This window comes from Pseudomonas taeanensis MS-3 (assembly GCF_000498575.2).
In the GTDB taxonomy this organism is placed as follows: Bacteria; Pseudomonadota; Gammaproteobacteria; order Pseudomonadales; family Pseudomonadaceae; genus Aquipseudomonas; species Aquipseudomonas taeanensis.
In genome coordinates, this window is the sequence record NZ_AWSQ01000010.1 from 52,463 (window position 1) to 74,328 (window position 21,866).

The window sequence follows — 21,866 nt, forward strand, 5'->3', positions numbered from 1 at the left end:
CCCACACATGGCGCGCCGGGATGCTTGACCTAGGGGAAAACAAAGATGATGAAACGGAATCTGTTGGTAATCGGCCTGACTGTACTGCTCAGCGCCTGTGGCTTCCAACTGCGCGGAACCGGTGATGTGCAGTTTGCCCTCAAGGAACTCAATGTCAGCGCCCGCAACGCTTACGGCGAGACGCTCAAACAAGTACGCGAAGTCCTGCAGAACAACGACGTACGCGTTTACCCCGGCGCCCCCTACAGCCTGATCCTGAGCAACGAGCAGGAAGACCAGCGCACCGCCAGCTATACCAGTTCGGCGCGCACTGCCGAATACGAGCTGACCATGACCCTCGACTACGAGATTCGTGGCGCGAAGAACCTGCTACTGCTGAATAACCAACTGGAAGTACAGAACTTCTACGTGCAGGACAGCAACAACCTGATTGGCTCCGGCCAGGAGGCCGCGCAGTTGCGCCAGGAAATGCGTCGCGACCTGGTGCAGCAACTGGTTCAACGTCTGCGTCAGGTGACTCCAGCGCAGCTCGACCAGTTGCAACAGGCCGCCGAAGCCAAGGCCAAAGCCGAAGCCGAGGCTCTGGAGGCCGCTCGCCAGTTCGAAGCCTCGCAACCAAAGCAGTCACCGCTGCAACTGCCGACGCAACTGCAGTAAGTCTGCGAGGGCCGCCCATGCGGCCCGACGCCTGATGAGCCGATGAAACTCAATCCCGCACAACTCAGCAAACACCTCCAGGGCAACCTGGCATCGGTGTATGCGATCAGTGGCGACGAACCGCTGCTGTGCCAGGAAGCCTGCGACACCATTCGTGCAGCCACCCGTGAACTGGGTTTCAGCGAGCGCCAGGTGTTCAACGTCGAAAGCAATTTCGACTGGGGCAACTTGCTGCAAGCCTCTGCCAGCCTCTCCTTATTCGCCGACAAACGCTTATTGGAGCTGCGCCTGCCATCCGGCAAGCCTGGCGATAAAGGCAGTGCTGCGCTGCTCGAATACCTGGCCCGGCCGCCGGAAGACACGGTATTACTGATCAGCCTGCCCAAGCTCGATGGCAGCACCCAGAAAACCAAGTGGGCCAAGGCCCTTATCGACGGACAGCAGACGCAGTTCATGCAGATCTGGCCGGTCGATGCGCATCAACTGCCGCAATGGATTCGCCAACGCATGGCGCAGGCTGGACTGAGCGCCAGCCAGGAAGCCGTGGAGATGATTGCCGTACGCGTAGAGGGCAACCTGCTCGCGGCGGCCCAGGAAATCGAAAAACTCAAGCTGCTCGCCATAGACGGCCAGGTCGATGTCAGCACCGTGCACGCCGCAGTCGCTGACAGTGCGCGCTTCGACGTCTTCGGCCTGATCGATGCAACACTCAACGGTGAAGCCGCGCACGCCTTGCGCATGCTCGAAGGGCTGCGCGGTGAGGGCGTCGAGCCCCCCGTAGTACTCTGGGCGCTGGCACGCGAGCTGCGCCTGCTGGCCAATATCGCTCAGCAATACAGCCAAGGCATGCCGCTGGAGAAAGCCTTCAGCTCGGCACGCCCGCCAGTCTGGGATAAACGACGACCACTGGTCAGTAAAGCCCTGCAACGTCACTCGGCCGCCCGCTGGGCTCTGCTGCTGCTGGATGCGCAACGCATCGATGCGCAGATCAAAGGGCAAGCGCCTGGAAGCCCGTGGAGCGGTTTGAGCCTGCTCACCCTCAACATGTGTGGACAACGCCTGGGCCTCGCCACAGACGCCACGCCCTAGCCTGGACATTTTCTCAGCCGCGGCCCATGCTCGGCCGGCCCCAGATGGTGGGCGCTAAGAGGGCAACCCATGGCCAAGAAAACCCAGCATGGCCCGAACAAGGCCAAATCCCTGGTCGCCCAGCCACTGTTCCGCAGTCGCCAGGAAAGACCGCATAAAGGCAAAGGCAGTTATCGCCGCGAAGCCTCCCAGCACAACTGGGAGACTTCATTCTTTGTCGCCGCCTGAGGCCCCGCAACAGCCCGTATAGAGCCTCATTCGTGCTAAGGTAGCGGCCTGCAAAACGTGCTGAGACCACCATGCCAAACCTGCTTCTGCGCAGCCTGAGCCACACGGCCACGGCCTGCACCCTTCTCCTGTTGAGTGCTTGCAGCGAGGCGCCGGCGCAATCGCTGGCCACTGCAGCCAACTCCCCGAGCGACGGCCTCACCCTTAGCCCTGTGCCAGCCGCATCAGTCGACAGCGAACGACTCAGCTTCGCCGACTGGCGCACTCTGCTACGCAGCGATGCCATCGCCGCCGGCATCGAAGCCGAACTGTTCGACCGGGCCTTTGCCGGAGTCAGCCCTAACCCGGATGTATTGGCCGCCGACAGCAGCCAACCGGAGTTCACCCGCCCCGTCTGGGAGTACCTCGACGGCGCCGTGTCGCCGATCCGGGTTTCCCGTGGCCGCAGCCTGCTCGCCCAACAACGCAACAACCTCACGCGCATCGAACAGCGTTACGCGGTGGACGGCGAGGTCCTGGTGGCCATCTGGGGCCTGGAGAGCAATTTCGGCAGCAATATCGGCCACCACAACGTGATCCGCTCGCTCGCCACTCTGGCCTACGAAGGCCGTCGCCAAGCGTTCTGGCGCAGCCAATTGCTTGCCGTGTTACAGATCCTCCAGCACGGCGACATCACCCCGGAGCGCCTGGTCGGCTCCTGGGCCGGTGCCATGGGCCAGACCCAGTTCATGCCGACCACCTACAACCAGCATGCAGTGGATTTCGATGGCGACGGCCGTCGCGACCTGTGGAACTCCTCGACCGACGCACTGGCTTCGGCCGCGCACTACTTGCAAGCCTCGGGCTGGCAACAGGGTCAGCCCTGGGGCTTCGAGGTGCGTCTACCTGCCGAGTTCGATTACTCCCTCGCCGATCCAGATAACCGCCGCAGCCTCGCAGAGTGGAAGGCACTGGGCGTCACCCCCATGGACTCGTCAAACGCCGTGGCCAGCGCCACTCCTGCAACCCTGTTGCTGCCTGCGGGCCATCGCGGCCCAGCTTTTTTGTTGTTGAGTAACTTTCGCAGCATCCTCAAGTACAACAACTCAACCTCCTACGCGCTCGCCATCGGCCTGCTGGCCGACGGCCTGCGCGGCGGCACAGGCGTACATGGCAGCTGGCCACGCAGTGATCGCCAGCTGGGCCGTAGTGAGCGCATCGAACTGCAAGCACTACTGTCACAGAACGGTTTCGCGCCAGGACCTGCCGACGGCATTATCGGCGCCAATACCCGCAAGGCGGTGCGCGCCTTTCAGCAGAGGCGTGGTCAGCCGGCGGATGGTTACCCAAGCTACGAACTGCTTGAACAGCTACGAAATCACTGACAAGCAGCATAAAAAGGGCGACCCTCGGGTCGCCCTTTTTATGCTGCGGTACATAGACTCAGCCCCGGATCAGTAGCTCCTGACCTCATGCGCCGGCTGATCGGCGGGTTAGGACGAGCGCACCAGCGGCCCGGAGGCGACGCTCTTGCAGCCCATCTTGAGGCCTTCTTCGGCAAACCTGGAGAATGTGTCCGGATGCACCAAGCGCTGCACCGGCAGATGACTGCGCGAGGGCTACAGGTACTGTCGGCGGTTCCGCTCCACGCCTGCAGGGAGACGGCCGCCAGCTTGCGAGAAGACCTTCTGTGATAGACTTCGCGGCGGCCACAAGCCTCTCGCCAATGGAGCCTCTAACGGAGCCCAGATTTCCGATGTCAGACACGTCCTCGCCTAAACCTGTTGCCAGCGGCGACAAATTCCGCACCATTCAGGGCACCACTGCGATCAAGGATGGCCAGAAGCGCCGTACTTCGGCCGAACCCCAGGTGTATGAACCCAAGCCCAAATGGCTGCGGGTCAAAGCGCCTGGCGGCAGCCGCTTCGAAGCGGTCAAGCGCAATGTCAGCGAGCACCGCCTGAGCACCGTTTGCCAGGAGTCGCACTGCCCGAACATGGGCGAGTGCTGGTCCAACGGCACCGCCACCATCATGCTGATGGGCTCGGTGTGCACCCGTGCCTGTCGTTTCTGCGCGGTGGATACCGGCAACCCGAACGGTTGGCTGGACCTGGAAGAGCCACAGAACACGGCCAAGTCGGTCGAGCTGATGGCGCTGCGCTATATCGTCCTGACCTCGGTGGATCGCGACGATCTGCAAGATGGTGGCGCCAGCCACTACGCCGCCTGCGTGCGTGCCATCAAGGAGCGCACGCCACAGGTGGTCGTAGAAGCCCTGACCCCGGATTTCAACGGCGACCTGCAGGCCATCGAACGGGTGGTGGATTCCGGCCTGGAGGTGTTCGCGCAGAACGTCGAAACGGTCAAGCGCCTGACCCACGTGGTGCGCGACCCGCGTGCCGGCTACGAGAAGACCTTGCGCGTGCTCGAGCATGCCAAGCGCCACCGCCCGGATGTGCTGGCCAAGACCAGCCTGATGCTGGGCCTGGGTGAAACCGACGAAGAAGTCATCGAAACCATGGATGACCTGCGCGCCATCGGCGTGGACATCCTCACCCTCGGCCAGTATCTGCAGCCCACTCGCAACCACCTGCCGGTCAAGCGCTGGGTCAGCCCCGAGGAGTTCAATCGATTCCGCGATATAGGCCTGGGAAAGGGCTTCATGGAAGTGGCTGCCGGCCCGCTGGTGCGCTCCAGCTACCGAGCCGACAAGGTATTCGAGAAGAACAACCTGGGTCTGGCCGCACCGGTTCCGGTACCGGGTCAGGACGTCGCCCCGAGCATCATTCCGACACTCAACCTGAATTGACGACTCCCGGATTACGCCTTCGGCTAATCCGGGCGAAGGCTGTTGTACTGACGTAGCCTGGATTAGCCAAGCGTAATCCGACAATCACGCCGCGCCCCACCCTGCCTAAAGCCGGGGTTCATAACCCAGCCGCTGGCGTAGCGCTTGCTCTAGGCGCTGCGTCACCTCGTCGAACGAGGGCGGCGCGTCGAGTAGATCCCTCAGCTGCACCATTTTCAGCCCCGTATAGCCGCAGGGGTTGATTCGCCAGAATGGCGACATGTCCATATCCACATTGAGCGCCAGGCCGTGGAACGAGCAGCCTCGGCTAACTCTCAGCCCCAACGAAGCGATCTTCTCGCCGTTGACATACACGCCGGGCGCATCGGCCTTGGGCGCCGCCTCCACGCCATAGCTGGCCAGCACATCCACCAGGCTCTGCTCCATCGCCGTCACCAACTCGCGCACGCCTAGATTCAGGCGGCGCAGATCGAGCAGCAGATAGGCCACCAGCTGTCCCGGGCCGTGGTAGGTAACCTGCCCGCCGCGCTCCACCTGAATCACCGGGATGTCACCCGGCGCCAACAGATGTTCGGGCTTGCCGGCCTGACCCTGGGTGAACACCCGGGGGTGCTGCAGCAGCCAGATTTCATCGGGCGTCAGCTCATCGCGCTCGGCGGTCAGCCGACGCATCGCGTCCAGGGTCGGCAGATAATCCACGACACCGAGGTGGCGCACGACGAGCTCGGCCACTAGAGCACCATTTGCACGCGGCCGGTGGCGCGCAAGTCGACGTGAATGGCTTGCAGCTGCTCCACACCGGTGGCGGTGATGAGCACTTGAACCGAAAGGTAGCGACCATTGCGGCTGTCGCGCAGCACCAGGGTGCCGGCGTCTAGATCAGGCGCATGGCGCTGGATCACTTCGATCACCAGATCGGCAAAACCGTCGCCGGCCTCACCGATCACCTTGATCGGATAGCGCTCACAGGGAAACTCGATTTTTGGAGCTTTAACATCAGTATCAGTCATGGCGGTGGCGGACTCGTGATCCGCGAAGACCTGTGCCAGCCACGCCTGGATAAGGCGCGCTGGCGGCGGTCAACACAGTTAGTTGAACAAAGCGTAGAAGAACAGACGAATGCTATCCCACAGGCGACGGAAGACGCCACCCTCCTCGACGGTATCCAAGGCGACCAGATCGGCGCTGTGCACCACCTCATCCGCCAGCTTCACCTCAACCTTACCGATGACATCGCCCTTCTGGATCGGCGCGATCAACTGTGGATTGAGGGTCATACCGGCTTGCAGCTTATCCAGCTGACCCTTCGGCAAGGTCAAGGTCAGGTCATTGGCCAAGCCGGCCTTGACCTGACGGTCGGCACCTTTCCAGATTTGGGCCTGGGCTAATTCTGTGCCCTTCTGATAGAAGGTGCGGGTCTCGAAGAAGCGGAAGCCGTAGGTCAACAGCTTCTGCGTCTCGGCGGCGCGGGCTTGTTCGCTGTTGGTACCGAAGACCACCGAGACCAAACGCATGCCGTCGCGCACGGCAGACGAGACCAGGCAATAACCGGCTTCATCGGTGTGCCCGGTTTTCAGGCCATCGACTGTCTTGTCGCGCCACAGCAGCAGGTTGCGGTTCGGCTGTTTGATACCGTTCCAGAAAAACTCCTTCTGCGCGTAGATGGCGTAATGCGCCGGATCTTCATAGATGATCGCGCGCGCCAGCTTGGCCATGTCATGGGCCGAGGAGTAATGCTCCGGGTCCGGCCAGCCAGTGGCGTTGCGAAATTGGCTGTTGCTCATACCCAGACGCTCGGCACTGGCGTTCATCAGGTCGGCGAAGGCCTCTTCGCTGCCGGCGATATGTTCTGCCAGTGCCACGCTGGCGTCGTTGCCGGACTGGATGATGATGCCGTGCAGCAGGTCATCGACCGAGACCTCCTTGCCCACCTCGATAAACATCTTCGAGCCGCCCATGCGCCAGGCCTTCTCACTGATGCGCACCATGTCGGTTTCTTTGATCTGACCGCGGTTGATGTCCAGAGTCGCCAGGTAGGCGGTCATCAACTTGGTCAGACTGGCAGGCGGCAGACGCTCATCGGCGTTGTGCTCGACCAGGATGTTGCCGCTCGCGGCGTCCATCAGTACATAGGACTTAGCTGCCAGCTGTGGCGGTGCCGGAATCACCATTTGAGCGGCCCAGGCGACCGGCGCAGTGAGCAGCAGTAGGGACAAGGAAACGCGTTGGGTAAAACTGGTGATATTCATCCGTCTCTCAAAGTTGCTAAGGGTCAAACAGGCCCGCAAGGGCAAATTAGGGGTGCCGTGCCGGGTAAACAGCCTCGGCTTGGTGCTTAGTCTGGCGAACGGCCGATAAGTGCCAGGTCAATCCGCCTTCACCAGCCTCGATGGACCGAGATTGGCCAGCCGCACGCTGTCTTGCAATTGCTCAGCCTCGCCCTGACTGCTGATCGGGCCCAGACGAACGCGGTGCAGGATCTGCTGGTTGTGCACCACTGAGCTGATGAACACCGGCGCAGTTACTGTCCCGCTCAACTTGTCCTTGAGCAGCTGAGCAGCGTCCGGATTGGCGAAGGCGCCCACTTGGAGATACAGGCCAGAGGCTGCGACTGAAACGTTTTTTTTTGCGCTGACTTCAAGCGGCAGCACCGCAGCCGCGTGCTGCTGCGCGGGCGGCGCATACTGCTCGAGCGGAGCCGCTAGCGGCTGTGCGATTGTCTTCACCTGAGCAACCTGCTGCGGCTGAGCGAGCACCATCGGCACCGGCTGGCCGCGCTGGGCCCACCATTCCTGTGGATCGATACCCTCGACCTTGACGCGTGCCGTGCCGCTCTCGGCATAACCGAGTTTTTTCGCCGCAGCAAAGGACAGGTCGATGATCCGATCGGAATAGAACGGCCCGCGGTCGTTGACCCGCAGGATCGCAGTCTTGCCGTTTTCCAGGTTGGTCACCTTGACATAACTGGGCAGCGGCAAGGTCTTGTGCGCTGCGGTCATGCCGTACAGGTCGTAGGTTTCGCCGTTGGCGGTGGCCTGGCCGTGGAACTTGGTGCCGTACCAGGACGCCGGACCAGTCGCCTGATAGCGCCGGGCATCGGGGATCGGGTAGTAGGTCTTGCCCAGCACGGTATAGGGGCTGGCCTTATAAGCGCCGTTATGCGGCATCGGCACCGCGTCGCGGATGCGTGACACATCGACGTCCCACCAGGGTGCGCCATCCTTGTGCGGACGACTGTAATTACCCGGACCGGAAATCCCACCGCCCGCTTGCGTCGGAGCAACAGGCTGCGGCGCACGACTGGAGGCACAGCTCGCCAGCAACAGCGCGAGTGCGCCACAGGCGGCGAGCTTAAACGGCACACGCGTCATCAGTGCGCCCCTCGTGCGTCAACCAGCAACTCGGCCAGTTGATTCACCGCCATGGCGTACATCACGCTACGGTTATAGCGGGTAATCACGAAGAAGTTCGGCAGGCCCAACCAATACTCGTCGCCCTCGGCGCCTTCCAGACGAAAGGCGGTGACGGGCAGTTCGTCGGTCAGAGGCATGGCGCTGGCCCAGCCCAGCTGGCGCAGCTCGGCGGCTGTCTTCACCGGATCAAGGCCTTGGGTCAGGCCTTGCTCGGCCTGCTCGCCCTTGATGCTGGCAGCGCTGACTACCGGCTCACCCGGCTGCCAACCGTGCCGTTTGAAATAGCTGGCGACGCTGCCGATGGCATCGTCCGGGTTGGTCCAGATATTGATATGGCCGTCGCCATCGAAGTCCACCGCATAGGCGCGGAAGCTGCTCGGCATGAACTGCGGCAAGCCCATGGCACCGGCATAGGAACCTTTCAGGCTGAGCGGATCGACCTGCTCCTCGCGCGCGAGCATGAGAAACTCACGCAGTTCCTTGCGAAAGAACGGCGCCCGCGGAGGATAGTCGAACGCCAGGGTCGACAGCGCATCAACCACCCGATAGTTTCCGGTATTGCCGCCGTAAAAGGTTTCCACCCCGATGATCGCCACGATCACCTGAGCCGGTACGCCGTACTCCCGTTCCGCACGCGCCAGGACCTGTTCATGCTCGCGCCAGAAATCCACGCCACGGGCGATACGCGAGTCGGTGATAAAGATCGGCCGGTAATCTTTCCAGGGTTTGACCTTCTCCGCCGGGCGCGAAATGGCATCCAGAATGGATTGCTTGCGCTCGGCTTCGGCAAACAGGCTGACCAGTTGTTCACTGGCGAAGCCGTAATCCCGGGTCATCTCGGCGACAAACTCGGCGACCTGCGGTGAGTGCTCATATTCAGCGGCGGCAGCCTGCTGAGTCAGGCCGAACAGGCCCGCCAAGCCGAGCCAAGGTGCATGCCGAGTAGCCCAGCGACGCAGTATTTGCATTGAATTCATAACCCCAATTAAACCTGAGTAATCCATTTACGGTGGGTGTGGATCGACATCAAAATCCCGAACCCCGAGAGCAGGGTAATCAGTGAGGTTCCGCCGTAACTAATGAACGGTAGCGGCACCCCCACCACCGGCAACAGCCCGCTGACCATGCCGATATTGACGAAGACATAGACGAAGAACGTCATGGTCAAGGCTCCGGCAAGGAGCTTACCGAACAGCGTCTGCGCTTGCACGGTAATCACCAATCCGCGAGCAATCAGCAGCACGTACATCAACAGCAACAAACATACACCGACCAGGCCGAACTCCTCGGCGAGCACGGCAATGATAAAGTCCGTGTGGCTTTCCGGCAAAAAATCCAGGTGCGACTGGGTACCGAGCAGCCAGCCTTTACCCAGCACCCCGCCCGAGCCAATTGCCGCCTTAGACTGAATGATGTTCCAACCACTGCCCAGTGGATCACTCTCCGGATTAAGGAAAGTCAGCACTCGCTGCTTCTGATATTCGCGCAAGACGAAGAACCACATGCCCACGGCGACCGGCACCAAAGCCGTCACCGCACCAAGTATCCAGCGCCACTGCAGGCCAGCCATAAACAGCACGAAGGCGCCGGAGGCGATCACCAGCAGCGAGGTACCGAGATCCGGCTGCAGCAGAATCAGCACAAAGGGCACGAGAATCAGCGCCAGACTGATACAGATATGCTTCAAGCGTGGCGGCAGGCTGCGGCCCGATAAATACCAGGCGATGGTCGCCGGCATGATGATTTTCATGAATTCGGAAGGCTGGAAACGGATCACCCCGGGGATATTGATCCAGCGGGTGGCGCCCATGGCGTTATGCCCCATGACATCCACCGCCACCAGCAAGCCAACGCCCGCCAGGTAGGCCAGCGGCACCCAGCGCGCCATAAACCGTGGCTCGAGCTGGGCGATGATGAACATGCCCACCAGGCCAATGCCGAATGAACTGGCCTGTTTGATCAGCAGAGCAACGTTCTTGCCGCTGGCCGAATACAGGATAAACAGGCTGCCGGCCGCCAATATCAGCAGTAACAACAACAAGATGCCATCGATGTGCAGACGCTGCAGCAGGCCGGCACGTCGACGCAACACATCGTCTTCGCTGGACAGGGTGCGATCGAAGTTACTGTTCATCGACGACTGACCTCTGCGTTCAAGGGAGGTGCGTACTCGGCCTTCAGCTGACCGCCGTCATCCAGTAGCCAGGCGTCCATCACCTGCTTGACCACTGGCGCCGCCACGCCCGAACCGGACTCGCCATTCTCCACCATCACGGCCACGACGATCTGCGGGTTTTCCACCGGCGCGAAGGCGACGAACAAGGCATGGTCGCGATGGCGCTCCTGAACCTTGCTGCGGTCGTACTTCTCACCCTGCTTGATCGCCACCACCTGCGCGGTACCGCTCTTGCCGGCGATGCGGTACACCGCACTGTCACCGACCTTGCGCGCGGTGCCGCGCGGGCCGTGCATGACCTGTTCCATGCCGAAGCGGGCGTAATCCCAGTATTTTGTATCGTGCAACTGGATGTCCGGCAGCGGCTCAGAATCGACTGGCGGCTGGCCTTCGATGCTCTTGGCCAGGTGCGGACGAATCCACTTGCCACGACTGGCCATCAGTGTCGCGGCCTGAGCCAACTGCAGCGGTGTGGTTTGCATATAACCCTGACCGATGCCGAGAATCAGTGTCTCCCCCGGGTACCAGGGCTGGCGATAGCGCGCACGTTTCCAGTCACGCGAGGGCATCAGCCCGGATGTTTCCTCGAACATGTCCAGGGACACCCGCTGACCGAGACCAAAGCGCGTCATGTAGTCGTGCATCCGATCGATGCCCATCTTATGTGCAAGGTCATAGAAGTAGGTGTCATTGGAGCGCATGATCGCCATTTCCAGATTCACCCAGCCATCACCACTGCGGTTCCAGTTACGGTACTTGTGCTTGACGTTGGGCAACTGGTAGAAACCGGGATCGAACACCCGCGAAGAGGGGGTGATCACCCCGGCATCCAGGGCCGCAACCGCCATCATCGGCTTGATGGTCGAGCCCGGCGGGTAGAGGCCGCGCAATACCCGGTTGAACAACGGCCGATCGATCGAATCGCGTAGCTCGGCGTAGGCCTTGAAACTGATGCCAGTGACGAAGGGATTGGGATCGAAACTCGGCTGACTGACCATGGCCAGCACCTCGCCGGTCGCAGGCTGGATCGCCACGATAGCGCCGCGGCGACCACCCAACGCCGCTTCGGCTGCCTCTTGCAAACGCACATCGAGAGTCAGCCGCAGGTCCTTGCCCGGCAGCGGGTCGGTGCGTTTGAGCACCCGCAACACGCGGCCGCGGGCGTTGGTCTCGACCTCTTCGTAGCCCACTTCGCCGTGCAATTCCGCCTCGTAGAAGCGCTCGATACCGGTTTTACCGATATGGTGAGTACCGCTATAGGCGACTGGATCGAGACCTTTCAACTCTGCCTCGTTGATCCGCCCGACATAGCCCACCGAATGGGCGAAGTGCTCGCCCTGCGGGTAATGCCGGACCAGCTGCGCGGCCACCTCGACCCCCGGCAGGCGGAACTGATTGACCGCGATGCGGGCGATCTGCTCTTCACTCAACTCGAACAGCACCGGCACCGGCTCGAATGGCCGGCGCCCCTGACGCACACGCTTCTCGAACAGCGCGCGCTCGTCGTCACTGAGTTCCAGCACCTCGACTATGACATCCAGCACCTGCTCCCAATCACCCGCCCGCTCACGGCTCAGGGTCAGACTGAAGCTGGGGCGGTTGTCCGCGACGATCACCCCATTGCGGTCGAAGATCAGCCCGCGCGTCGGCGGAATCGGCTGGACATGCACCCGATTATTTTCCGACAGGGTCGAGTGATACTCGTACTGCACCACCTGCAAGTAATACAGGCGGGCGACCAGCAGACCAATCAGCAAAAAAACCACAGCCGCACCGACCAGCGCACGCCGGCGGATCAAGCGCGCGTCTTTGTCATGGTCGTTGAGGCGAATCGGTTGAGGCATCGGCGACTGCTGGTTATTTGTGATACGGGTGGCCGGACAACACCGTCCAGGCCCGATAAATTTGCTCGCCGATGAGGATGCGCACCAGCGGGTGCGGCAAGGTCAACGGCGACAGCGACCAACGCTGCTCGCTGCGCGCCTGCACCTCCGGCGCCAAGCCTTCCGGCCCACCGACCATGAGGTTGACCGTGCGCGCATCCAGGCGCCACTTGTCCAGCTCCACGGCCAACTGCTCGGTGCTCCACGGCCGCCCTTCGACTTCCAGGGTGACAATACGCTCCCCCGGCTGCACCTTGGCCAGCATGGCTTCGCCTTCCTGGCGAATCATCCGCGCCACATCGGCATTCTTGCCGCGCGTGGTCAACGGAATCTCCACCAGTTCAAGCGCCAGTTCGGAGGGCATGCGTTTGGCATACTCCTGCCAGCCGTCCTCCACCCAGCGCGGCATCCGCGAGCCGACGGCGATCAGCTTGATACGCACAGCGGCCGACCCTTACTCGTGGTCCGGGTGCAGATCCGGGCTGTGCTGTGCACGGCTCTGCTCGGCGCCCTGCCAGAGACGCTCGAGGTCGTAGAACTGACGGGCAGTCGGCAGCATCACGTGGACCACGATGTCGCCCAGGTCGAGCAGTGCCCACTCACCGGTATCCAGGCCTTCGCTGCCAATCGGGCGCACACCCTTTTCCTTGACCTTCTCCAGCACGTTGTCGACCAGCGACTTGACGTGGCGGCTGGAAGTGCCGCTGGCGATCACCATGAAATCGGTGATGCTGGTCTTCTCGCGCACATCGATGGTGGTGATGTCTTGTGCCTTGATGTCTTCCAGGGCAGCGATGGTCAGTTTGACCAGGTCTTCGCTGAGCATTTCTTGCTTCTTCATAAGTAACTCGTTTGTCTCGTGTTCAGTTAACGGCACGGTACAGCCCGTGCGCGTGGATATAAGCCAGCACCGCATCGGGCACCAGAAAACGTATCGACTTTCCGTCCGCCAATAGCGCGCGGATCTGCGTGGCGGACACCGCAAGCGGGGTCTGCCAGACAAAAGAAATCTGCCCGCCAGGCCCACTCAGGCTCAGCGGATCATTGACACTGCGCGCAGCCAGCAAGTTGCGCAGGGCTTCCGGAGCGTCGCTGTCGGCATCCGGGCGTTGCAGCACCAGAATGTGACAGTGCTCCAGTAACTCGGTCCAACGGTGCCAGCTGGGCAGCCCGCAAAAGGCATCCCAGCCCAGCAACAAAAACAGCTGATCGTCGGCGCCCAACTCGGCGCGCAACGATTCCAGGGTGTCGATGCTGTACGACGGCTTGTCGCGTTTCAGCTCGCGATCATCCACGCACAGCGGCGACAGGCCCGCCACAGCCAGCTCGACCATGGCCAAACGATCGCTCGCCGACACCTGCGGCGCACTGCGATGCGGTGGACGCGCACTGGGGATCAGACGCAGCTCATCGAGCGCCATGAACTCCGCCACTTCCAGCGCGCTGCGCAGGTGACCGATATGCAGCGGATCGAAAGTACCGCCAAACATGCCTATGCGCTGAGGGCGGGCAGTCAATTATTTCCCCGATTGCGTTGCCGCCTGAAAGCGGGCCAGGCAAGGCGCAGCCCGCAGCAAACCAGACTCCGAGGCAACGGCGGAAATAACTGACAGCACGCCCTAGTCATACTGCCCGCGCAGTTGACCGTCGCCGATCACCACATACTTTTCACAGGTCAAACCTTCCAGCCCGACCGGGCCCCGGGCATGCAGTTTATCGGTGGAGATACCGATCTCCGCGCCGAGACCGTACTCGAAGCCATCGGCGAAGCAGGTCGGGGCGTTGAGCATCACCGAACTGGAGTCGACCTCGGCGATAAAGCGCCGGGCCTGGCCCTGATGCTCGGTGACGATGGCGTCGGTGTGGTGTGAACCATAGTGATTGATGTGCTCGATGGCCTGTTCCAGGCCGTCGACCACACGAATCGACAGAATCGGCGCCAGATACTCGGCACTCCAATCTTCCTCGGTTGCCGGTTTGGCTTCGATCAACGCACAAGTGCGCTCACAGCCGCGCAGTTCGACACCTTTGTTGTGCAGACGTGCGGCCATATCCGGGAGAAATGCGGCGGCCACCGCCTGGTCCACCAGCAAGGTTTCCATCGCCCCGCAGATACCATAGCGGTAAGTCTTGGCATCGAATGCGATGTTCTGCGCTTTCAGCAGATCGGCATGGGCGTCGACAAACACGTGGCAGATGCCATCCAGGTGCTTGATCACCGGCACCCGGGCGTCGCGACTGATACGTTCGATCAAGCCCTTGCCGCCGCGCGGCACTATCACATCGACGAACTCCGGCATGCTGATCAACGCCCCGACTGCGGCGCGGTCGGTGGTCTCGACCACTTGCACCGCGGCGGCCGGCAGGCCAGCCTCGGCCAGGCCCCGCTGAATGCAGGCGGCGATGGCACGATTGGAGTGAATGGCTTCGGAGCCGCCACGCAGGATAGTGGCGTTGCCGGACTTAAGGCACAGGCTGGCGGCATCGATGGTCACGTTGGGCCGCGACTCATAGATGATGCCGATCACCCCCAGCGGCACGCGCATCTTTCCGACCTGGATACCCGACGGACGGTAGCTCATATCACGGATCGCGCCGACCGGATCGGGCAGGCTCGCAACCTGGCGCAGGCCTTCAAGCATGCCGTCGATGCGTGCGGGGGTCAGCGCCAGGCGATCGAGCAGCGCCGGTTCCAGACCATTGGCACGCCCGGCGGCGAGGTCTTTTTCGTTGGCCTCGGTCAATTCCGAGCGTGCAGCATTCAGGGCCTCGGCGGCGGCGAGCAAGGCGCGGTTCTTCTGCGCGGTGCTGGCGCGGGCGACCAAGCGCGAGGCGGCGCGGGCCTCACGGCCCAGACGGGTCATATAGTCGAGCACGGACTCAGTCATGGTCTCGGATGCCTGGCAACAAGGAAAGCGGCTGATTATAGCGGCGCCGCTGCCCCGCGCACAGCGGCGCCGGGCAGATGGTCGGCGAGTCGCATGCCAGCAGCCTCAACTGACCTTGCCAACCACCTGCGAATGACAGCTTTCCAAGCCGTTCACACGCCAGGACACGGGCGTTACAAGCCCCCACCTTGCAGTTTGCTATGATCGCGCCCAGCCCATGCCCAGCCGACCAAGCGTGACTGCTCATGCCACACGACCCCACCCTTAACTTGCCCTGGCCGCACGCGCGCGCCCTAAGCGCCGGTTTTTTTGACCGCGATGCCCGCCAACTCGCTCGCGAGCTGATCGGTAAGGTGATTCGCCATCGCTACGGCCAGCTCTGGTTGGCGGCGCGCATCATCGAAACCGAAGCCTATTACTGCGCGGAAAAAGGCAGTCACGCCTCCCTCGGTTACACCGAGAAACGCCGCGCCCTGTTTCTCGACGGTGGCCACATCTATATGTATTACGCCCGCGGCGGTGACTCGCTGAACTTCAGCGCCCAGGGTCCAGGCAATGCCGTGCTGATCAAGTCCGCTCATCCCTGGCTCGATCCGCACTCGAACGCTGCCAGCCTGGCCCAGATGCAGACCAACAACCCGGACAGCCATGGTCATCCGCGCCCTCTGGAAAAGCTCTGCGCCGGGCAGACCCTACTGTGTAAAGCACTCGGTCTGAAAGTCGTGGACTGGGATGCACAGCGCTTCGACCCGCAACGCCTGTTCGTCGAAGATGTCGGCGAGCAGCCCGCTGAAATAGTGCAAACCACTCGCCTGGGCATTCCAGCCGGGCGTGACGAGCACCTGCCCTACCGTTTCGTCGACGCCGCCTTCGCCCGCTGCTGCACGCGAAACCCGCTACGCCGCGGCCAAGTCGAGGGACGCGACTACCATCTACTCGGCCCACAGGATGCCCACCGATGAGCCAATGGCTCGACAGCCTGACCACCTGGCTCAGCAGCAACCCGCAGTGGCTGGGCTTTGCCGTTTTCCTGATCGCCTGCACCGAATGCCTGGCAATTGTCGGGATCATCATTCCGGGCACTTTCTTGCTGTTCGCCGTCGCCGTGCTGGCCGGCAACGGCGCACTGTCGCTCGGCGAAACGCTGGCCCTGGCCTATTGCGGCGGCCTGCTCGGCGATGCCCTGTCCTACGCAACCGGACGCTATTTTCATCAGGACATTCGCCGCTTGCCCGGCTTGCGTCACCACCCGCAATGGCTGGCCGGTGCCGAAATCTACTTCCAACGTTACGGCGTCGCCAGTCTGTTGGTCGGTCGCTTTATCGGCCCGCTACGGCCCATGCTGCCGATGGTCGCCGGCATGCTCAACATGCCCGTCGGGCGCTTCATTGCGGTCAGCCTGCTGGCAGCGGCGGGCTGGGTCATCGCCTACCTACTGCCTGGCTGGGCCACCGGTGCCGCACTGCGCTTACCGTTACCGGAGGGCTTCTGGCAACAGGCCGCACTGCTCGCCGGCGGCCTGGCGCTCGTTCTGTTTTTCAGCGTGCACAGCAGCCTGCGCGAACAACGTCACGCCAGCCTGCTCGCGGCGGGCTTGAGCCTGCTGCTGCTGTTCGGCCTGTTTATTGGCTGGCCGAGGCTGACTCCTCTCGACCAAGGCCTGCTGGCACTGCTCCAGGAACAACGCAGCGCCAGCCTCGACCAGCTGATGGTACTGATCACCCGCCTCGGCGATCTCAACAATCAGCTGGCCGCAGGTATTCTGCTGTGCCTGTTGTTGGCGCTTGCCCGGCAGTGGCGCGCCACGCTGTTTGCCGGCGGCACCCTGCTCGGTACCGCCGTGGCCAACGGCGCATTGAAAGCATGGTTCGCCCGCAGCCGCCCGGAGGTCCTGCTCGAACCGCTGGGCAGCTTCAGCTTCCCCAGCGGCCACAGCTCCGCGGCAGTTGCGTTCTTTCTGGTACTCGGGGTACTCGCCGGACGCGGCCAACCGGCTCGCCTGCGCCTGGCCTGGCTCCTGCTCGCCTGCCTGCCAGCACTGAGCATCGCAGTGTCTCGGGTGTACCTGGGGGTGCACTGGCCAAGCGACATAGTCGCCGGTGCTTTACTGGCCGGCAGCCTGTGCGCCTTGAGTCTGAGCCTGACACAGAGGCGCACGCCACTGGTGGCGCTGTCGGCCAAGGTGTGGTGGCTGGTCTTGCCCGCCTGTCTGGCCTTGCTCGGCGTCATCGCCACCTGGCACCTGTCGGCCGGGCAGCTGCTCTACCGCTATTGAGTCGCCCGGCTGGCTCCTAGCAGGCCGTTGAAAAATGTAGCGAGCGATGACCAGGCAAGGCGAAATCAGGCGAAAAAGCGCAGTGTACGAACTGTACATGAGCATTTTGAGACGCCGCTTCCCGGCCTGATTTCAACGCGACATAGCCGAGCTCAGTAGTTTTTCAACAGCCTGCTAGCCTGTGACTTCGCCCTGTAACTGGTCGAGCACGGTTTGCAGCAGACTCAGGCGCGCCTGCGGCTCGTCAAGCGCCAGCAGCTGCACCTTCTGCTCCGATGCCAAGGGCAGCAGGTAGGCCAACTGATTGGCCAAAGTCGCCTGATCGCCGATGGCCTCGCCCATGCCCAGCGCCGCAACCATCGGGTGGGCAGCCAGGGCATGGAGCAACGCCGTCAGGTCGGCATGCTCGGCGAGCAAGGGCAGCTCCGGGCCATCCTCCAGCCAATCGACTTCGGCCATGGTCAGCTGATCGGGCAGCACCTGGGCGCGACGCACCTTGAAACGCCGACCACCTTCGACACGAATCCCCAACAACCCGTTGGGCCGTTGCTGAAAATCGCGAATCAACGCCTCGCAACCAATCGCCGCGAAGCGTTCGGCAGCCTCGCCAACCTCTTCACCCTCGACTATGCACACCACACCGAATCCTTCACCGCGCTTCATGCAGCGGCTGATCATGTCCAGGTAGCGTGCCTCGAATACCTGCAGATCGAGCAGGCAGCCGGGAAACAGCACGGTGTTCAAGGTAAAGAGCGGCAAATTCATCGGCCAGTCCTCAGAGGTTGTAAGGAATCGAGCGCCGTTGCGAGGCAGTCTCCTGACTGCCCGCAGTAGGTGGGAGTTTTCACAAACTCTCAGGTCAGCAGGACAATAGCCAACGGCAGCAGCACTGCAGTGACCATACCCATCAGACTCATCGCCAGCGCGGCGAAGGCACCGCACTCCTCGCTTTCCTGCATCGCCCGTGCGGTGCCCACCGCATGCGCGGTCATACCCAAGGCCATGCCCATCGCGGCATGGTGATGCACCCCGCAACGCCGCAGCAGGGACGGACCGAGTATCGCCCCGACCACCCCGGTGATCATCACGAATACCGCGGCCAGGGCGGCGATGCCACCGATCTGACTGGCCACCAACATGGCGATAGGCGAGGTCACAGACTTGGGCGCCATGCTCATCAACATGATCCGCTCGGCGCCGAACAACCAGGCGAAGGCCACGCCCAGCAGCGTTGCCACTACCCCTGCGAGCAACAGTGTCAGCACAGTCGGCCAGAACAGCTGGCGAATCCTGCGCAAATTGAGGAACAACGGCACCGCCAGGGCCACAGTGGTCGGTCCGAGCAACAGCGTCAGGACCTCGGCGCTGACTTTATAGTCGGCAAAGCTCAGGCCACACAGCAGCAATACACCAATCACGATCAACATCGACAGCAGCACCGGCTGCAGGAACACCCAACGGGTTTTCTCGTAGGCCGCTACGCCCAGCTGATAGGCCCCCAGGGTGATCCCGGCGCCAAACAGCGGGTGATGCGTCATGGCTTGCCAGGCACCGTACCAATCGAGACTCATGCGTCCTCCCGCTGGCGCTGTTGCCGCTCGATGAGCCTCTGCATCATCCAACCGGCAAACACCACCGACAGCACCAGCGACAACACCAGCGCTCCCACCACCGCCCAGAAGTCCGCGACGATCGCCTCGGCGTAGACCATCACCCCGACTGCCGGCGGCACCAGTAGCAATGGCAGGTATTTGAGCAGGCTGCTGGCCGCCACGTGCAGCGGTTCACTAACCTCGCCATGCAGCAGCAAAAAGCCGAACAACAACAGCATGCCAATGATGGGGCCCGGCAACATCGGCAGTAACAACACATTGAGCGCAGAGCCGAGCAATTGGCACAGCACCAGCCAGGACAGCCCACGAAGCAGCATAGAAATCTCCGAATCAGGTAACGACGAGCATGGCGGCGACCGCATAGCCCGGCCCCAGACGCCTCGATGAGGTCGCGCCATTATAAGCAGGCAAGCTGCCCACTGACTAAACACCAGGGCAGAACAGCACCCGCGAAAAAATCTGCACGCCCGACACCTGGCCTATATAACCCACCATTCAGCTGGGTGCTGCAGGCTTGACCCCGCGCGCCGCTCATGATGATCTACGGCCAGAGCGGTTCAACGCGAAAAACAACACCCCCCCGTCTCCTCAAGGAGGAACTATGCCGTCAGTACCCGTCACACAGCTCAAAGACTATGTAGGCAAGGAACTTGGACGTTCCGCGTGGCTGACCATCGACCAGCAGCGGATCAATCAATTCGCCGAATGCACCGGCGACCACCAGTTCATTCACGTTGACCCGGAAAAAGCCAAACAGACCCCGTTCGGCAGCACCATCGCTCATGGTTTCCTGTCGCTGTCGCTGATACCGATGTTGATGGAAGACATCATGATCACCCCGCAAGGCCTGAAAATGGCGATCAACTATGGCCTGGACAGCGTGCGCTTCATCCAGCCGGTCAAAGTTGACTCCAAGGTTCGCCTGGTCGTCAGCCTGACCGACGCCAACGAGAAAAACCCCGGTCAATGGCTTCTGAAAGCCAAGGCGGTACTGGAGATCGAAGGCCAGGAAAAGCCGGCCTACATCGCCGAGCCATTGACGCTCTGTTTCGTCTGAGCTGGTAGCGTGTCACGGGGCATTCGATCCACAGATTGGCGCCCCGTTTTTCATCCTCCCTGTGCGTCACAGCACCGCGCACCCGCCACTTTGCGGCATACTCCCAAGCATGTCTCGACTCGGAAGTCTGTCATGCTCCGCCTCGTTCGCCTGGCTCCACTGAGCCTCGCTCTATTGCTTGCTGCCTGCGGCGACGGCGAACCGCTGTTGCCTGCCAACGCCACCCTGCCGGACGGCGGCCGCTACCGCGGAGAGGTGGTGGACGGTTTGCTGCAAGGCAACGGTCGTCTGGATTACCGCAACGGCAGCTGGTTTGTCGGCACGTTCAAGGATGGCCAACTGCAAGGTGCCGGAGAATGGCATGGCGCGAACGGCGAGCAGTACCTCGGTGAATTTCAGCAAGGCGTCTTTCATGGCCAGGGCCACCTGCGCGATGGCAACGGCGGAGATTATGAAGGCGAATTCGAACTCGGCCAGTTTAGCGGTGAAGGTCGCTTCAGCCAGAGTGGCCTGATCTATCGCGGCGAATTCAAGAACAACCAGTTCGAGGGCCTGGGCACGCTCGAGTGGACCGATGGCAGCAGCTTCAAGGGCCAGTTCAGCCAGGGCCAGCCACAGGGTCAGGGCGTGCGCACCGACGAATACGGCAACCAGTTCAGTGGTCAGTTCGAGCAGGGCCAATTGAACGGTCCGGGCAGCTTCAAGAGCCCTGACGGCGACGTCTACAGTGGCGGCTTCCGGGACAACCAGTTTCATGGTCAGGGACGCTACCAAAGCGCCGACGGCGATGTATGGAGCGGCGAGTTCGTCGCTGGCGCGCTCAGCGGTGAAGGCTCGTTCGAGGGTGCCGACGGCAGTCGTTACCTTGGCCAGTTCAGCGACTGGCGCTACCACGGTCAAGGCCGCCTGAGCCTGGCCGACGGCCGCCAGCACAGTGGCACCTGGCAACGCGGACAACGGATACGCGATGAGCAAGGCCAAGCTCTGCCCGACCCACTTGAGCTCGGCTTGCTGGAGCAAGGGCGACTGCTCGATACAGCCATCGCCGCCCTGCCGGCCTCGACCCCCGAGATCGAACTCTACACCCTGACCCTGGCTGGCGACGGCAAGCAGAGCGTATTCATGCGTGAAGCCGACTACGTGAGCAACTTCCTTGTCGAACGCTTCGCTTCACGCGGCCAGATCACCCTGATCAATCATCGCGACCACCTCACCGACCGCCCGCTGGCCACCCGTGAAAGCCTGCGCCGGGCGATCCAGGCTCTGGCCGAGCGCAGCGGCCCGGAGGACCTGGTCTTCATCTACCTGACCAGCCACGGCTCGCGTAGCCATGAGCTGAGCCTCGACCAGCCGCGCCTGCAATTGGCCGACCTGCCGGCCAGCACCCTGGCGGCCCTGCTGAAGCCGCTACACGGGCGCCATAAGGTACTGGTGATCTCGGCGTGCTACGCCGGCGGCTTCATTCCCAAGCTGCAAGATGACAAGACTCTGGTGATCACCGCCGCCCGCGCCGACCGGGTGTCCTTCGGCTGTTCGGAAGAAAACGACTTCACCTATTTTGGCCGGGCACTGTTCGCCGAAGCCCTGCAGCAGACGGACGATTTGCAGCGCGCTTTCGATCTCGCCAAGGCAGCGGTTGCCAAACGCGAACAAGCCGAAGGCTTCGAGGCCTCGGAGCCCCAGATATGGGCGCCCAAGGCCGTTCTGGCGCACTGGCGCAAACTGCGTGAGCAACAGGCCAAAGCAGCATTGAGCAGCACAGCCACCGACAAAACCACGGCCAACCACTAAGCTGATCG

General features: G+C 62.2%; 23 protein-coding genes and 1 pseudogene. 9 read left to right on the plus strand and 15 right to left on the minus strand.

Features of this window, described 5'->3' with window-relative positions:
* Positions 1-45 precede the first annotated feature (45 nt).
* The 4 genes from TMS3_RS22790 to TMS3_RS22805 all read left to right on the plus strand — a co-directional run bounded on the left by TMS3_RS22790 (position 46) and on the right by TMS3_RS22805 (position 3,338).
* A complete protein-coding gene (locus tag TMS3_RS22790; protein ID WP_025167613.1) occupies positions 46-657 on the plus strand; it encodes an LPS-assembly lipoprotein LptE in 612 nt (203 codons plus the stop codon).
* A 42-nt stretch (positions 658-699) separates the two neighbouring features.
* Complete coding sequence (holA, locus tag TMS3_RS22795; protein WP_025167614.1) at positions 700-1,746, plus strand: DNA polymerase III subunit delta; 1,047 nt, start codon at positions 700-702, stop codon at positions 1,744-1,746.
* Between the two features lie 69 nt (positions 1,747-1,815).
* Positions 1,816-1,974 carry an alternative ribosome rescue factor ArfA gene (gene arfA / locus TMS3_RS22800; RefSeq protein WP_025167615.1) on the plus strand — a complete coding sequence of 53 codons (159 nt, stop codon included), beginning with the start codon at positions 1,816-1,818 and terminating at the stop codon, positions 1,972-1,974.
* A gap of 71 nt (positions 1,975-2,045) precedes the next feature.
* A complete protein-coding gene (locus TMS3_RS22805) occupies positions 2,046-3,338 on the plus strand; it encodes a lytic murein transglycosylase (RefSeq protein WP_025167616.1) in 1,293 nt (430 codons plus the stop codon).
* A gap of 108 nt (positions 3,339-3,446) precedes the next feature.
* On the opposite strand, the pseudogene TMS3_RS25215 reads toward TMS3_RS22805, so the two are convergent.
* Positions 3,447-3,572, minus strand: a pseudogene (locus TMS3_RS25215) (lipoyl synthase); the annotation flags it as partial.
* A gap of 137 nt (positions 3,573-3,709) precedes the next feature.
* On the opposite strand from TMS3_RS25215, the gene lipA reads away from it, so the two are divergent.
* Positions 3,710-4,762: a lipoyl synthase gene (lipA, locus tag TMS3_RS22810; protein ID WP_025167617.1), complete on the plus strand. Its 1,053-nt coding sequence runs from the start codon at positions 3,710-3,712 to the stop codon at positions 4,760-4,762.
* A 105-nt stretch (positions 4,763-4,867) separates the two neighbouring features.
* Here lipA and lipB read toward each other — a convergent pair whose 3' ends face one another.
* The 11 genes from lipB to TMS3_RS22865 form a co-directional block, all read right to left on the minus strand.
* A complete protein-coding gene (lipB, locus tag TMS3_RS22815; protein ID WP_025167618.1) occupies positions 4,868-5,494 on the minus strand; it encodes a lipoyl(octanoyl) transferase LipB in 627 nt (208 codons plus the stop codon).
* A complete protein-coding gene (locus TMS3_RS22820) occupies positions 5,494-5,772 on the minus strand; it encodes a DUF493 domain-containing protein (protein ID WP_025167619.1) in 279 nt (92 codons plus the stop codon). The genes lipB and TMS3_RS22820 overlap by 1 nt, the downstream gene beginning before the upstream one ends.
* A gap of 78 nt (positions 5,773-5,850) precedes the next feature.
* Entirely contained in the window at positions 5,851-7,011 is a 1,161-nt protein-coding gene (locus tag TMS3_RS22825; RefSeq protein ID WP_025167620.1) for a D-alanyl-D-alanine carboxypeptidase family protein, read from the minus strand.
* A gap of 117 nt (positions 7,012-7,128) precedes the next feature.
* On the minus strand, positions 7,129-8,133 hold the full coding sequence (locus TMS3_RS22830; RefSeq protein WP_025167621.1) for a septal ring lytic transglycosylase RlpA family protein: 1,005 nt from the start codon (positions 8,131-8,133) through the stop codon (positions 7,129-7,131).
* Positions 8,133-9,143, minus strand: coding sequence for a lytic murein transglycosylase B (gene mltB / locus TMS3_RS22835; RefSeq protein WP_025167622.1), 1,011 nt, complete (start codon positions 9,141-9,143; stop codon positions 8,133-8,135). Before mltB ends, TMS3_RS22830 begins: the two co-directional genes overlap by 1 nt.
* Positions 9,144-9,160: 17 nt before the next feature.
* Positions 9,161-10,264, minus strand: a complete 1,104-nt coding sequence (rodA, locus tag TMS3_RS22840) for a rod shape-determining protein RodA (protein ID WP_200929754.1) — start codon at positions 10,262-10,264, stop codon at positions 9,161-9,163.
* 41 nt (positions 10,265-10,305) lie between these two features.
* A complete protein-coding gene (gene mrdA, locus TMS3_RS22845) occupies positions 10,306-12,195 on the minus strand; it encodes a penicillin-binding protein 2 (protein ID WP_025167624.1) in 1,890 nt (629 codons plus the stop codon).
* A gap of 13 nt (positions 12,196-12,208) precedes the next feature.
* Complete coding sequence (gene rlmH, locus TMS3_RS22850; RefSeq protein ID WP_025167625.1) at positions 12,209-12,676, minus strand: 23S rRNA (pseudouridine(1915)-N(3))-methyltransferase RlmH; 468 nt, start codon at positions 12,674-12,676, stop codon at positions 12,209-12,211.
* Positions 12,677-12,688: 12 nt separating this feature from the next.
* Positions 12,689-13,060: a ribosome silencing factor gene (gene rsfS / locus TMS3_RS22855; RefSeq protein WP_025167626.1), complete on the minus strand. Its 372-nt coding sequence runs from the start codon at positions 13,058-13,060 to the stop codon at positions 12,689-12,691.
* Positions 13,061-13,097: 37 nt separating this feature from the next.
* Positions 13,098-13,751, minus strand: a complete 654-nt coding sequence (nadD, locus tag TMS3_RS22860; protein ID WP_152985561.1) for a nicotinate-nucleotide adenylyltransferase — start codon at positions 13,749-13,751, stop codon at positions 13,098-13,100.
* A 102-nt stretch (positions 13,752-13,853) separates the two neighbouring features.
* Complete coding sequence (locus TMS3_RS22865; RefSeq protein WP_025167628.1) at positions 13,854-15,122, minus strand: glutamate-5-semialdehyde dehydrogenase; 1,269 nt, start codon at positions 15,120-15,122, stop codon at positions 13,854-13,856.
* A 245-nt stretch (positions 15,123-15,367) separates the two neighbouring features.
* Between TMS3_RS22865 and TMS3_RS22870 the strand changes: the two genes are divergently transcribed.
* Together TMS3_RS22870 and TMS3_RS22875 are read left to right on the plus strand one after the other, a co-directional pair.
* Positions 15,368-16,084, plus strand: a complete 717-nt coding sequence (locus TMS3_RS22870; RefSeq protein ID WP_025167629.1) for a DNA-3-methyladenine glycosylase — start codon at positions 15,368-15,370, stop codon at positions 16,082-16,084.
* A complete protein-coding gene (locus TMS3_RS22875) occupies positions 16,081-17,397 on the plus strand; it encodes a bifunctional DedA family/phosphatase PAP2 family protein (RefSeq protein ID WP_025167630.1) in 1,317 nt (438 codons plus the stop codon). Before TMS3_RS22870 ends, TMS3_RS22875 begins: the two co-directional genes overlap by 4 nt.
* Before the next feature lie 174 nt (positions 17,398-17,571).
* On the opposite strand, the gene TMS3_RS22880 is transcribed toward TMS3_RS22875, so the two are convergent.
* The 3 genes from TMS3_RS22880 to TMS3_RS22890 all read right to left on the minus strand — a co-directional run bounded on the left by TMS3_RS22880 (position 17,572) and on the right by TMS3_RS22890 (position 19,327).
* Positions 17,572-18,162, minus strand: a complete 591-nt coding sequence (locus TMS3_RS22880; protein WP_025167631.1) for an LON peptidase substrate-binding domain-containing protein — start codon at positions 18,160-18,162, stop codon at positions 17,572-17,574.
* Between the two features lie 89 nt (positions 18,163-18,251).
* Entirely contained in the window at positions 18,252-18,968 is a 717-nt protein-coding gene (locus TMS3_RS22885; RefSeq protein ID WP_025167632.1) for an LrgB family protein, read from the minus strand.
* A complete protein-coding gene (locus TMS3_RS22890) occupies positions 18,965-19,327 on the minus strand; it encodes a CidA/LrgA family protein (protein WP_025167633.1) in 363 nt (120 codons plus the stop codon). The genes TMS3_RS22885 and TMS3_RS22890 overlap by 4 nt, the downstream gene beginning before the upstream one ends.
* Before the next feature lie 284 nt (positions 19,328-19,611).
* Here TMS3_RS22890 and TMS3_RS22895 point away from each other — a divergent pair, with 284 nt between their 5' ends.
* Together TMS3_RS22895 and TMS3_RS22900 are read left to right on the plus strand one after the other, a co-directional pair.
* On the plus strand, positions 19,612-20,067 hold the full coding sequence (locus tag TMS3_RS22895; RefSeq protein ID WP_025167634.1) for a MaoC family dehydratase: 456 nt from the start codon (positions 19,612-19,614) through the stop codon (positions 20,065-20,067).
* A 132-nt stretch (positions 20,068-20,199) separates the two neighbouring features.
* On the plus strand, positions 20,200-21,858 hold the full coding sequence (locus tag TMS3_RS22900) for a C13 family peptidase (protein ID WP_025167635.1): 1,659 nt from the start codon (positions 20,200-20,202) through the stop codon (positions 21,856-21,858).
* Positions 21,859-21,866: the final 8 nt, after the last annotated feature.